General features: G+C 41.7%; 11 protein-coding genes. 6 read left to right on the top strand and 5 right to left on the bottom strand.

What is annotated here, in order from left to right; all coding sequences use genetic code 11:
• From arsM to IH598_10085, 3 genes are read right to left on the bottom strand one after another with little or no spacing between them, the layout of a single operon-like run.
• Positions 1-822, bottom strand: coding sequence for an arsenite methyltransferase (gene arsM, locus IH598_10095; protein MBE0638859.1), 822 nt, complete (start codon positions 820-822; stop codon positions 1-3).
• Positions 822-1247 carry an arsenate reductase ArsC gene (locus IH598_10090; protein ID MBE0638858.1) on the bottom strand — a complete coding sequence of 142 codons (426 nt, stop codon included), beginning with the start codon at positions 1245-1247 and terminating at the stop codon, positions 822-824. Before IH598_10090 ends, arsM begins: the two co-directional genes overlap by 1 nt.
• A gap of 12 nt (positions 1248-1259) precedes the next feature.
• Positions 1260-1604 carry a winged helix-turn-helix transcriptional regulator gene (locus IH598_10085; GenBank protein ID MBE0638857.1) on the bottom strand — a complete coding sequence of 115 codons (345 nt, stop codon included), beginning with the start codon at positions 1602-1604 and terminating at the stop codon, positions 1260-1262.
• 748 nt (positions 1605-2352) lie between these two features.
• Between IH598_10085 and upp the strand changes: the two genes are divergently transcribed.
• Genes upp through IH598_10070 form a run of 3 tightly spaced genes read left to right on the top strand, consistent with a single transcriptional unit; the run spans position 2353 to position 5212 of the window.
• Positions 2353-3003, top strand: a complete 651-nt coding sequence (gene upp, locus IH598_10080) for a uracil phosphoribosyltransferase (GenBank protein MBE0638856.1) — start codon at positions 2353-2355, stop codon at positions 3001-3003.
• A 13-nt stretch (positions 3004-3016) separates the two neighbouring features.
• On the top strand, positions 3017-3907 hold the full coding sequence (locus IH598_10075) for a lysophospholipid acyltransferase family protein (GenBank protein ID MBE0638855.1): 891 nt from the start codon (positions 3017-3019) through the stop codon (positions 3905-3907).
• Between the two features lie 60 nt (positions 3908-3967).
• Positions 3968-5212, top strand: a complete 1245-nt coding sequence (locus tag IH598_10070; GenBank protein ID MBE0638854.1) for an ABC transporter permease — start codon at positions 3968-3970, stop codon at positions 5210-5212.
• A 44-nt stretch (positions 5213-5256) separates the two neighbouring features.
• Here the strand turns inward: IH598_10070 and IH598_10065 are convergent, their stop codons facing one another.
• Positions 5257-7059, bottom strand: a complete 1803-nt coding sequence (locus IH598_10065; GenBank protein MBE0638853.1) for a DegV family EDD domain-containing protein — start codon at positions 7057-7059, stop codon at positions 5257-5259.
• A 463-nt stretch (positions 7060-7522) separates the two neighbouring features.
• Here IH598_10065 and IH598_10060 point away from each other — a divergent pair, with 463 nt between their 5' ends.
• The 3 genes from IH598_10060 to glmS are packed head-to-tail and all read left to right on the top strand — an operon-like array spanning position 7523 to position 11591.
• Positions 7523-8353, top strand: coding sequence for a glycogen/starch synthase (locus IH598_10060; protein ID MBE0638852.1), 831 nt, complete (start codon positions 7523-7525; stop codon positions 8351-8353).
• Positions 8353-9738 (top strand): DUF4270 domain-containing protein, encoded by a 1386-nt coding sequence (locus tag IH598_10055; protein ID MBE0638851.1) that lies wholly within the window; start codon positions 8353-8355, stop codon positions 9736-9738. Before IH598_10060 ends, IH598_10055 begins: the two co-directional genes overlap by 1 nt.
• A 14-nt stretch (positions 9739-9752) precedes the next feature.
• Positions 9753-11591 carry a glutamine--fructose-6-phosphate transaminase (isomerizing) gene (gene glmS, locus IH598_10050; protein ID MBE0638850.1) on the top strand — a complete coding sequence of 613 codons (1839 nt, stop codon included), beginning with the start codon at positions 9753-9755 and terminating at the stop codon, positions 11589-11591.
• Between the two features lie 88 nt (positions 11592-11679).
• Here the strand turns inward: glmS and IH598_10045 are convergent, their stop codons facing one another.
• Positions 11680-13806 (bottom strand): SurA N-terminal domain-containing protein, encoded by a 2127-nt coding sequence (locus IH598_10045; GenBank protein ID MBE0638849.1) that lies wholly within the window; start codon positions 13804-13806, stop codon positions 11680-11682.
• Positions 13807-13864: the final 58 nt, after the last annotated feature.

Here is a 13864-nt window from a genome sequence, read left to right as displayed (position 1 = left end):
TCAATTTTGGGTTGATTCCTTCAATTTGTGCGCACTAACCGTAATTGAAAATAACCCGGTGTTATCTTTCATCTCAGCCAGCGTTTCGCCTTCCGAAAGATAGTTCTTCAGGATTTCATCAGGGATTTCAATTTTCTTTTGCTTATGAATTTGGGTATTTTCAAATCCGGCATCCCTGATGATCTGCAGATAGTCGTCCATATTCAAGGCTCCGGCCACACACCCTGCATACATTTCGGCATCATTTTTCACGCTTTGGGGCAACTCACCTTTGGTTACAACATCTGATACACAAAAATGCCCGCCTGGCCTAAGTACCCGCATCATTTCAGCGAAAGCCGTTGATTTATCCGGAACCAGGTTGAGTACGCAGTTGGATAAAATGACATCAAACCGGCTATTGGTGAAAGGCATTTCCTCAATATCCCCCTGGACAAAAACCACATTTTCAAAGCCAAGTTTTGCAACGTTTTTCAAGGCTTTTGTGATCATTTCTTCTGAGAAATCAAGCCCTGTAACTCTGCCGCCTGCTCCAACTATTGCACGGGCAACAAAGCAATCATTTCCGGCGCCGCTGCCCAGGTCAAGCACATGATCCCCCGCTTTCAAACCGGCAAATTCAGTCGGAATGCCACATCCCAATCCCAGGTTGGCATCGGCGTGATAGCCTTCCTGTGTTTCATAGCTTTCGCTGAAAACGGTGTAATCCATCGCTGATCCGCAACATGATGAACCGCCACAGCAGCCCCCGCTTCCTGAGTCGTCCGACATTGCTGCAATCCGGCCGTATTTTTCTTTTACGATTTCTTTAATATTTTCCATTAGAGTTGATTTAAAATTTCTTCTTTAAAAAACTTTTCGAACGTTTCCCCGATTTCATCCCTCACTCTGCGATAAACCGGTAAAATCTCCTCATCCGTGCCGGTGGCGTCGGCCGGGTCATCAAAACCGATGTGCAGCCTGTGTTTAACCTGCCCGACGAACACAGGGCATTTTTCGTTGGCATCATCGCAAACGGTAATTACATAGTCAAAGGGCTGATCAATGTATTTGTCAACGTGATCCGATGTTTGGGTTGAAATGTCAATTCCTATCTCATTCATTACTTTCACAGCGTAAGGATTGACTTGGCCGGCAGGTACAGTTCCGGCGGAGTAAACTTCGAGACGCGGATCGAAAGATTTAAAAAAGCCTTCAGCCATCTGGCTGCGGCAGGAGTTACCGGTACATAATATGAGTATTTTCATTGGGTTGTGATTTTATTTGGTGTTGATACAATTCAGTTGTTTTGTTTGTGAAATCTCTCCGAAAAAAGCAGTAAATCCTTCAATCATCTGTTTAACAGCTTCCCTGTCAATGCAGTAATTCACTTTTACCCCATCAATTTCTCCCCTTATCAGTCCGACTTTCTTCAGTTCGGTAAGATGCTGGGTTACCGTGGTTCGGCTGAGAGGGATCTCCTGGGAAATATCCCCCGAAATACAGGTTTCGCAACTGGCTAGAAATTTCAAAATCGCCAGGCGGGCAGGATGGGAAAGCACACTGGCATATTTCGCCAGTTGCTGAAGTTCATCATCAAATCTGTTTGCTTTGGAATAGGTCATGCTGGTAAAAATTATGACGCAAACATACGACATATATTTCTAATCAAGGATTAATTTAATTTTAAGCTTGCGAGAATTCCTGGTTAACATTGCCTAACATGCTGATGATTAGCCATAAATTCCATTTCAATGGATGTGGCAAAAGATTTAACTTTCGGCGTTCTGAGTAAAAACTCCGCGGTTAAACCTTTTTTAACGCAGAGATACGCAAAGTAGGCGCAAAGAACCGCAGAGGAATGATCGTCAGGTAGCCAAGCGGATAGTCATATTTGTTTGATTGATTAATTTTCACTGCTGTCCGGAAAATTGTTCAAGACTTTGCCTGGTGAAACCTCTACGAGGTAGGAAGCCAATTGGGGTCATTTTTTTACTACAACACTTCATCGTCTACGACGAATTCCACGTAGTGGATAAAGTATTATAGAACAATGCTAATGATAAGTATGTTTTCCGCGTAGCGGATTAACAAACTATTGTGGGATAGTGGTGCTAAATTTTAATGTTTTACTTGTATTAGATGCATTAAAACGAGCGGTTGACAAGTTGAAACTTTGCGGCTCTCCGCGTATAAACTCTGCGAATCTCTGCGGTTAAAAATCATTTTTATCGCAGCGTAATGCAAAGTAGGCGCAAAGAACCGCAGAGGAATTTTCATTGGGTAAGCAAGCGGGTATTGACAGGAAAGATTTAAGAGAAAATTGGTGTAAGGTTTAAATAAAAACCTATTTTTGCGCAAAATGCTAACATTATGGTAATCAATCTTGGAAAAGGGAATTCACTGCTTAGCCAGTTTATCGCCGAGCTTAGGGATGTTGAGTTACAGAAGGATGCGATGCGGTTCAGGAAAAACCTTGAGCGCATTGGCGAAATTTTTGCCTATGAAATCAGCAAAAAGCTTGAATACGAAACCAAAGAGGTTGTGACTCCGCTTGGCACAGCCGAAATGAGTGTATTGAAACAATATCCCGTGCTTGCTGCCATCATCAGGGCGGGTCTGCCTTTTCATCATGGCATGCTTAGTTTTTTCGACAAATCGGAAAATGCTTTCATCTCTTCCTATCGCAAATATTACAAAGACGGTACCTTTGAAGTGCATGTGCAATATGTTTCAAAACCCTCGCTCGAAGATCGAGACCTCATCCTCGTTGACCCGATGCTGGCCACAGGCATGTCGATGGCACTTACCTACAGGGAACTTATTGAAGATGAAAAACCCCGACACACCCACCTTATCGCCATTATTGCCAGTGTTGAGGGGGTGAATTATATCAAACGAAACTTCTCAAGCAGCGAAATAACGCTTTGGGTTGGCGCTATTGATGACGAATTGACCGCCCAGGCTTACATTGTGCCGGGACTCGGCGACGCAGGCGACCTCGCTTTTGGAAATAAACTGTAGTTGGTTTCAGGTAATGAAAACTGGTGGTTTCTATATTGTTTACGCCTTTATCTGGCTCCTTACCCTGCTGCCGCTTCGGATATTGTACATATTTTCCGACTTTGCATTTTTAGTCGTCTATTATCTCATAGGTTACCGTAAAAAGGTGGTTCAGGATAACCTCCGTTATGCATTTCCTGATCAACCGGAGGACGAAATCAAAGCCATTTCCAAACGTTTTTTCCATCATTTTTGCGATTTTCTAATCGAATCGGTCAAATTAATCCATCTTAGCCAGAAGGAGATTGACAAGCGGTTTCGATACATCAATGCAGACCTTTTTGACAAGTATTATGAAGCAGGTAAAAGTGTGGTTTTAGTCCTTGGGCATTACGGTAACTGGGAGTGGGTGGCAAATTGCACATCAAAAATCCGGCACGAACCTTATGCTATTTACAAACCTTTGAGAAATGAGAAGTTTGACCAGTTATTGCTTTCCATTCGCACAAAGTGGCAAATGGCTGCTTTACCGATGAATGATGTGATCAGGCTGGTTATTCAAAAAGAGAAGGAAAAAGTCCGGATCATTACCTCATTTTTAGTTGACCAAACGCCACCGCGTAGTTACCATTTCTGGATCCGGTTTATGAACCGCGAGACTCCTTTTTATACCGGACCCGCCAAGATTGCCAGAAAATTTGGCCACCCTGTTATTTACATGAAAGTACAAAAAGTTAAACGCGGATACTATACCGTCGGGTTTTTCCCTTTGTTCGATGAGCCGGCCAAAGCAACCGAAAACGATATTATCACCAGAGTTGTTGAGGTGCTTGAAGAAACCATACGTGAGAAACCTGAATACTGGCTGTGGTCGCACAGACGATGGAAGCACAATAAAGAAAATCTTCCGCAAACCAACAATTGAAAATAAGTTGCGTTAATCACTTTAAACGCGCTAAATAATAGATGAGCAAAATCTGATCCAATGAGAAACCAGGTTCTTCTTGAAAATGTCAAAATCTCTGTCGAAGCCATCCGCAGCCACATCCTGCGTTCCATACTTACAATACTCATTATAGCATTCGGGATCATGGCGCTGGTAGGTATTTCAACTGCTATAGATGCGTTGGAAAAAAGCTTTGCCGAAAACCTGATGATGATGGGATCAAACACTTTTTCGATCAGAAACCGCTCGATGCGCGTGCAAATGGGGCATAATACCCAGAAGGCAAAATACTATGAGCCGATTAAATTCAAACAGGCTATGGACTTCAAAGAGAGTTTTGAGTATCCGGCTTTTGTTTCGGTTTACACCTATGCCACATGGGCAGCCACTGTGCGTTATGAATCTGAAACCACCAATCCCAATATTTCGGTATTAGGCTCCGATGATAACTACCTGATCACTGCCGGTTTGGAACTCGAGAAAGGGAGGTCGTTTGGCTGGCAGGAAATCCTTTTAGGATCAAATGTAGCCATTATCGGTGCAGAAATTGCCAAAAATCTTTTCAAAAATAAGGAAGAACCCCTAGATAAATTCATTACTGTTGGGTCTGGTAAATACCGGGTTATCGGGGTGATTAAAGAAAAAGGTTCAGGGATGGGTTTTACTCCAGACCGGCAGCTGATTATACCTATCACCAACGCCAGGCACTATTTTTCACGTCCCAATATGTCCTACAGCATCAATGTGATGCCCGAAAACCTTCGGGATATTGATGCGGCGATTGGTGAAGCCTCAGGTCTTTTCAGGGTGATCCGGCAAAATAAACTCTACGAGGAAGATGATTTCGATGTCACCAAAAGTGACCAGTTGCTACAGATGCTTTACGAGAACACCAAAAAGATCAAAATGGCAGCACTCATCATTGGATTTATTACTTTATTTGGCGCTGCTATTGGTTTGATGAACATCATGCTCGTGTCGGTTACTGAGCGCACACGTGAAATTGGCATCCGGAAATCACTGGGAGCCACAAGTATCGCCATCCGAAACCAATTTTTGGTAGAGTCTGTAATTATCGGCCAGCTTGGTGGTATAGTTGGTATTGTACTGGGAATTCTCGCCGGCAATGTGGTTTCCATTTTTACAAGTACCAGTTTCATCATTCCATGGATTTGGATAGGAATCGGAGTGGCATTATGTTTTGGTGTTGCGCTGTTATCTGGAATACTCCCGGCACTAAAAGCCGCCAAATTAGATCCGATAGAATCATTAAGGTACGAGTAGCGTTGTTTACTTCACGCTATCTTTCCGGTAAACCAGCCAACTTCCTACTCAAACATCAACGACAAGGCAACTACGCCAGGTCCCGTATTCACCCCAAGGACAGGTGACGCATCATTGATGAACCGTGGACTCATCCCTGTTCGCTGCAACATCTCTTTAGTGAACCACTCGGCTGTATCCGGGTTGTTGGCGTGCGAAATGGCATAGCCCCAGAGTTTGTTTTTACTCAATTTTGTATCCACCATTTTCATCGCCATTTTCATGCTCGACTTTTCAGTAAAAGGTTTCCCGAAAAGTTCAGATTTACCCTCGTTGTTGACAGTTATAATCGGTTTAACGTTTAAAAACTTACCGACAAACCCTTTCATGGCATTTACCCTGCCGCTTTTTACAAGATATTTCATGGTTTTGGTTGTGACGAGGATGTCTGTTTTTTCAGACCAAAGTTCAACATTTTTAACCAGCTCTTCATGTGTCATTTTTTCCTGGAGCCCTTCCACTGCGCGTAACACGATTAAGCCCAATCCACATGACAACCTTTTGGAGTTTAAGACTGTAATTGGTTTTTTGGTGAAGCTGCTGATGGTTTTTGCAGCCTTACGACTGTTGGAGCAGGTACCGCTCATGGCTTCGCTGATGTGAATCCCGATTACCGAATCATAATGAGTGCTCAGGTAATTATAGGTATTGCTGAAATCCTTGAACGATGGCTGGGCAGTGCTTGGATACTGAGGTGAGGTATTGATCAGATCATAGAACCTGTCAGGTTTGATGGTTAGCCTGTCGAGGTAATAAGTGTCGCCAAAATGAACCGAAAGTGGGACGACAACGATCTGGTGTTTTTCGATGAATTCCTGCGGCAGATCGCAGGTGGAGTCAGTGACGATGGCAATGGGATATTTCCGGTTTTCGGCGATATCCATTTGCATCACCATATCATCTACCTTTTGGAAAGTGATACTTCCAAACTGGCTGACCCTGGCAAATAATTTATCGGGGGTGTCGGTATGAATGTGAATACGCATTTTTTTCGGCGACCCTGCGATTACCAGTGAATCACCAAGATGATCAATTTTGCTGCGGAGTTTTTCGCGGTTAATATTTTCACCTACCAGCATGGCTTCGGTGCAAAAACGATAGGTAATGTTCTCATGATCATGAATTCCTTCCATCGCATTCACTTTAATCACATTACGCGCTCCAATGATCTTTTTTATTTCCCCGTGTTTGAAGAAGTCAATCATACCTTCAAGGAAAACCACAAAACCCTTGGCGCCGGCATCCACCACTTTGGCTTTTGCAAGCACTTCAAGTTTTTCAGGTGTTTCAAGCAGCGATTGCTTAGCCTGAGTATAGGATTCGGCGATCAGCTGGTTAAAGTTGTCGAATTTGTCTTTTATTTTCTGGATATATTCTGCCCATTCCCTGATCACGGTAATCATGGTCCCTTCAACCGGGTTCGAAATGGCTTCATAGGATTGTTGCACTCCTCTGTTAATGGCGGCTGAAAACCTGTTGATATCAATGGTTTGTTCATCACTGAATTCACTGCTGAAACCATATAAGAACTGGGCAAAAATGATTCCTGAATTTCCCCTGGCGCCAACGAGTGCCGCATCGGCAACGGCATTTGCTGTGACCGAAAAATTGTCGGAAGGAATGATCGAATCAATAATAGAGCGAACGGTTGAAACCAGGTTAGTTCCCGTATCGGCATCCTTTACAGGAAATACATTGATTTTGTTGAGCAACACCTGGTTATCGAATAATCGCTGAGAACCCGCCAAAAAGCTGTAATAAAAACGTTTTCCGTCCAGGGTACTGAAGTCTATTTCTTTCTTTATCATCGGGGTGTAATTGATATGTGTATCATTTTTTCAAATAAACTGCGAAAGTAAGTCTAAGTGTTTAACTATCACCTGATAAAAATTGTTAAAACCTGATAGGACAAGGGTTTGCAGGAAGAAGAAAAATCAGCCAAAATCTTCTTTTCTAAAATTATTGGTGTTTGGAGGAGGTGAGTTTTGATCAGAAATCTGTCATTGATCGAATGACCAGGCTTTCATTACAAGTTTCATGACTGAAGTTGCCAGGTAACTTTACTCAGCATATTAAAAGATTAAACTAATTTGTTTGGATTGTCAAATCAAAAGTTACCCGCACAGGATAAAGCAATTCTTGTTAAAGACGTAATTAATTTTTATCCAGGCTAACATGTTGAACAGATGCGAATAACAGGCAGTTTGTTTTTTTATTTGCTCAAGTGATAGTAAAATTTTATATACTTTTGCAAATTGCAATCAAATCAATATGATTTCTAAAATAGAAAAAACAAAAGTTCTGTACATAATGCAGGAGATTACGCCTTATCTCAAAGAGAGTCCGATCAGCAACATCGGCCGGTTTCTGCCACAAGGAATCCAGGAGAAAGGTAAGGAAATAAGAACTTTTATGCCAAAATTTGGCAACATCAACGAGCGCCGCAATCAGTTGCACGAGGTGATCAGACTTTCGGGTATGAACCTGATTATTGATGACTCCGACCATCCGCTCATCATCAAGGTAGCTTCAATACAGCAGGCACGGATGCAGGTTTATTTTATTGACAATGAAGACTACTTTCACCGAAAATCCGTTTTCAGGGATAAAAACGGAGTGTTTTTTGAAGATAATGACGAACGACTTATCTTTTTTGCACGGGGTGTGATCGAAACCGTCAGAAAACTGGGATGGCCTCCCGATATCATTCACTGCCACGGCTGGTTCACAAGTCTCGTTCCTTTATATATTAAAAGAGCTTTTAAGGACAATCCGCTGTTTTCCTATTCTACCGTTGTCTATTCACTTTACGATGATGATTTCGAAGAAAAACTGAGTCAGGATTTAATTAAAAAGCTAAAGTTTGACAAGATCAAGGAGGTGGACCTGAAGAATTACCGTAACCCTGATCACGTTAAATTAGCCAAATCAGCCATGAGATATGCTGACGCCATCGTTATTGGTAGTGAAAAGATAAATCCGGAATTGGAAGATTTTGCCCGAAGTATTGAAAAGCCTTTGCTTGAGTACCATGATCAAGAAACCTATATTGGGGCTTTTAGCGACTTTTACGATAAATTATTGAAAAATAAAAAAGATTAATGAATCTCATTCTCGGACCTTTCCGGCCTTGCCGGTTCAATAACTTAAAATGGCTGTCATTAGCTCTTACGACGATTTTACTTGTTACACTGATAACCGGATGTGAAGACGATCCCAATAAAATTGGCATTGAAATATTGCCAGGTCAGGAAAAGCTAATCGTTTATACCAGCGATACTACGACAGTGCTTGTACATTCTGTTTTTGCTGACTCGATCAAAACAGATGAAACAACCCGAAGCATGCTTGGCAGCTACCTAGATCCTGTTTTTGGCCTCAATACAGTGAGTATTGCTACCCAGGTCAGGCTTTCGACCTCCACACTCGACTTTGGAGAAAACCCTGTTTTAGACTCGGTTGTGCTTTCCTTTGAATACACAACAATTACGACCTCTATTGGGAATCAACTGGCTGCATATGGCGATACGACAACCCTTCAAAACATCAAAGTGTATGAATTAAACGAGGATCTGGTCTTCGATACTTCATATTATTCAAATTATAATGTGGCAGTTAAACCCACAGAACTGGCAAATATCAATATTAACTTCAGGCCAACTGACAGTACGATGATTGATACTGTCCTGGTGAAACCTCAACTCCGTATGCGTCTCAGCGATGAGTTTGGAGAAAGTCTGCTGAATGCTCCTGATTATGCCACCGATTCTGTTAATGGATTCCTTGCTTTCATGAAAGGATTATACATCAAACCCGAACCGGTATCTGCCGGAGGGGCGATTGTATTCTTTGATTTATTAGCCATACCTTCAAGGCTGACGTTGTATTTTAAAGATGACGATGGTGAGCAAACAAACTATATGTTCCCAATTAGCGCACAATGTGCGCGATTTATGAACTTTAATCACGATTACAGTCTGGGTGATCCTGACTTTCAGGCGCAATTAAGTGGTGATACTTTGCTGGGAGCTGAACGCTTTTATATCCAATCCCTCGGGGGGGTTGAGGCAAAGATTTCATTCCCTTACATAAAAGATTGGGTTAAGGACCAGAGCATTGCACTTAATGAAGCAAAATTGATTTTTTACAACAGTGATACAGCAAACAGTTTATTGCCGCCCACAGAGTTGTTTTTCTTTGAGCTGAATGAAGATGGAAGTCTTGATTTTATTCCGGACCAATTTGAAGGAACAAGATATTTCGGCGGGTACTATCAAAAAAATAGTGGCGAATACTTTTTCCGGATTACGCAGAAAATTCAGAAGATGCTCACCGGTACCGATGAAAACACTTCGTTCTCTATGGGTGTATCTGGTGCTTCATTAACACCTAACCGGGTACTCTTACATGGTTACAACCCTGAAACTATTGAACAGTTTAACCAGAGAATTAAACTGAAAATTATTTACACGAAAATAGGAAACTAAACCTCAACTGAATTATGTGTGGAATCGTTGGCTATATAGGTCCAAAGCAAGCCTACCCTTTCTTGATTAATGGTTTGAAGCGTCTCGAATACAGAGGTTACGACAGCGCAGGAATTGCGCTGATTAATGGTAAAATCAATGTTTATAAAACAAAAGGGAAGGTGAGCGAACTGGAAGTTTTTGTTAAGGACAAAAACATTGAAGGAACTGTTGGTATTGCTCATACCCGCTGGGCAACCCATGGCGAACCAAGCGATATCAATGCCCATCCGCACCTTTCACATTCTCAAAACCTTGCGCTGATTCACAATGGCATCATTGAAAATTATCACCTGCTTAAAAAGAAATTGAAAGATATTGGTGTTGAGTTTTCAAGCGACACTGATAGTGAAGTACTTGTTCAGTTTATCGAATACCTTCAGCTTCACGAAAATATTGAGCTGGTAAAGGCGGTTCAACTTGCTTTGAGCCAGGTAGTAGGCGCATACGCTATTGTTATTTTATCCAAAAATGATCCGAATCTGCTCATTGCCGCACGTAAAAGCAGCCCGCTTGTCATTGGAATTGGCGAAGGAGAGTACTTCCTGGCTTCGGATGCTTCTCCTATTGTTGAACATACACGACAGGTAGTTTATCTGAATGATGAAGAGATCGCAGTGATCAGGATGGGTGAAGAACTTCAGATTACTACTATATCGGATCAGAAAAAACTCCCCTTTATCGAAAAACTTGAAATGGATTTAAGTGCGCTAGAAAAGGGAGGGTTTGATCATTTTATGCTGAAAGAAATTTTTGAGCAACCCAAATCCATTCGTGATAGCATTCGTGGTCGTGTGAACGTTGGAAAAGATACGATTTCAATGGCTGGAATTATCGATTTTGAGAGTCGTTTCATGCAAGCCAACCGAATTATCTTTACGGCAGCCGGGACATCATGGCATGCTGCACTTGTTGGGGAGTACCTGTTTGAAGAATTAGCCAGGATTCCGGTAGAGGTGGAATATGCATCTGAGTTTAGGTATCGCAACCCGATCATAACCGAGAAAGATGTTGTAATAGCTATCTCTCAATCCGGAGAAACAGCTGACACATTAGCTGCAATGCAATTAGCCAAAAAGAAAGGCGCCCTGATTTACAGTATTTGTAACGTTGTGGGGTCAACCATTGCCCGTACTGCTGATGCCGGTTCTTACACACATGCTGGTCCGGAAATTGGGGTGGCTTCTACCAAAGCATTTACTTCACAGGTCACAGTATTGGTTTTGATGGCACTACTTTTAGCCAAAAAGAAAGGGACAATTTCAACTGTTCGTTTCCAGCAATTGCTGGTTGAATTGGATAACATCCCTGCAAAGGTTGAAGAAGCATTGAGCTTGAGTGAAAAAATCAGGGACATGTCGCGTGTGTTCACTTATGCAAGGAACTTTCTTTACCTGGGAAGAGGGATTAATTTCCCGGTGGCACTTGAAGGGGCGTTAAAACTGAAAGAAATCTCCTATATCCATGCTGAGGGTTATCCTGCAGCTGAAATGAAACATGGCCCAATTGCACTTATTGATAAGAAAATGCCGGTTGTGGTCGTCGTCCCAAACTCCGAAACATACGAGAAAGTGGTATCAAACATTCAGGAGATAAAAGCCCGTAAAGGAAAGGTGATTGCCATTGTTTCCAAAGGTGATGTTACAGTTTCATCACTGGCGGATTATGTAATCGAAATTCCACAAACTGATGAGATCCTCTCACCTTTACTATCAGTTATCCCTTTGCAACTGCTCTCCTATTTTATTGCAGTTATGCGCGATTGTGAAATTGATCAGCCAAGAAACCTTGCTAAATCGGTAACTGTTGAGTAAGAAAATCAAAAGTATTCTCAGGTAAAAAACAAATGGGCTGCTCTGTGAAAAGCAAGCCCATTTTTTGTTGCGCTATGAAAAAGAAAAATTAATAAAACAACATTCTGTTATCTTCAATTTTAACCTCTTTTTCCAATGCCCTGAGATATGCATTTGCATTTACTCTTGAATCAAATGAGTTTTTCAACTGGAATTTTGTTGTACTAAGGTCAGCTGTTTCTGAAGCCGGAATTAAACGATCAACGATAGCAACAAATACCGCAGTGTTACCGGCAATAGGTGCAGAAACCTTTTGAGGCTCAAGGGTAAAAATTTTACCTATTACAGCTGGCTCACTTCCAAAACCAGGAATATTTCTTGCTGAAAACGCAAGATTCCTTGCAGTATCAACTCTTTCATTCATTTGTCTTGCCAAATCACCAAGATCACTGATAGTCATATCGTTGATCTTTTTAGTCAGGTATTCACCTTTCAGCCGATTTAGCACTAAAGGTCTTATTTGTTCTTTAACCTGGTCAAATGGTGTAGAACCTTCAGGTCTCGTTTCGCGGAGAGCAGCAATAACAAACAGTTTTTCGTCTTCAAATATACTTGAAACATCGCCCACTTTTGTGTTTTCCCAGAAAGCCCACTGAACGAGTCGTCTGCTACTTAATTCGATCCCTGGTATGCGATTGGTCATTTTGTTAATTCGTTCAGTAGTCCGTTTATTTAAGCCTTGATTAACAACGGCTGTATCGAACTGGGCGAGGGTACGGTTTTCACTGGCAAATTTGCTGGCTTGCCTGTAGATTTCACGGAACGTCTCGCTGCTGGGTTCAATCGTACGTGTGACCAAACCAACTTTAACTTTATCAACGGGATTAGTTTTTTCAGCGACAAGAAGGATATGGATTCCTAATCCGGTTTCCATTTTTCCTGCTTCATTTACTTTTAAAACAACGCCCTCTTTAAAGAAATTAGCAAAACTCGGATCGCCATCGGTAATCCATCCCAAATCACCTTTATCTTCTTTTGCCGAAGGGTAGTCAGAATACTTGACAGCGAGTTCTTCAAATTTTACCGGTGTTTTCTTCAGTGCATTTAAGATGCTGTCAGCCAGTGCTTTTGCTTGGTCCTCAGTACGTTCATTCAGTTTGAAATTGGCGCTGGCTGTATTGAATGAAATTAACAACTGGCTCATTTTTATTGAGTCGGGACGCAATTGCCTGTCAACAATTTTTGCAACATAGTGTGTCTCTCCTTCTGAAAATGGCGGGAGTATTGTACCGATTGGCGATTCCATTAGTTCTCTTGCAATGGTTACCGGTAATTCGGCTTCTTTACGGTAGGTACTGTCATACCTTACATCTGAAACAGAGTTAACAAATGCAGCAATGTCTTCTGTGTTTTGAAACTGGGTATAAATCTGGTCAATTTCATTTTTTACAGCTTGACGATCCTCTGCAGAAGGTTGAACTTCAAAAATTACATAATCCAGTGTCCTGGTCTCTTCCTGCTTGTAATTATACTGAAACTCTTCATAGTAACTTCGCAAATCACTATCCGTGATTGTGATGAGTGAATCAGCTACTGCGGCATATTTAGGTGCAACAAATCTGACATCAGCACTTTTATTCTTGGTCTGGTGATCAAGTTTTGCAAAAGCTTCAGGGATATGATAGTTTTTTGATAATAGATTTCTGTATTTTGTTTTGATGATATCGTCTTTAACCATTCGCTCAAGGCTGAGGTATCTCCTTTTCATATCAGGGTTCTGCTGATCGAGATTTTGCAGGAAATTACGAACCACTTCAGGATTAAATGTTCCTGAATTAGGATCTCTGAATGATTGTTGCACTAATCGGTTCGGTTGTTCGCCAAGTATTTCGTTTGATAACTCTTCTTTGGTTACGGCCAATCCCACGATTTCAAATTCATTACCCATGATGACCTCTTCGATCAATTGATTCCAAACCTGCTGTCTGATTTGAAATTCATCCTGAGGCGTTATGCGCTCGGATTGTTGCTGGTCCCGCCTGTTCTGGAGTTGTTCGGCAACTCTGTCGTTAAAAGACTGAGCTGGTATCTCAGTTCCGTCAATTTCACCAATAACACTTGTTGGCCTGTTTTGAGAGGGTTTGATAAAATCTCCCAGAACAAAAGCCGCCAGCGCTACGCCAATAATGACTACAAGTAGTCCTGAATGTTTTCTGATTTGTCCTATTACTGCCATTTGATCAATTTTTTTTGAAGGGTGCAAAAATACAATAGATAATGAAACGGGGAAATTT

Source organism: Bacteroidales bacterium, assembly GCA_014860585.1.
GTDB lineage: Bacteria > Bacteroidota > Bacteroidia > Bacteroidales > 4484-276 > RZYY01.
Note: the sequence above shows the minus strand (reverse complement) of the source record. Positions and strands in the feature narration are given on the sequence as shown.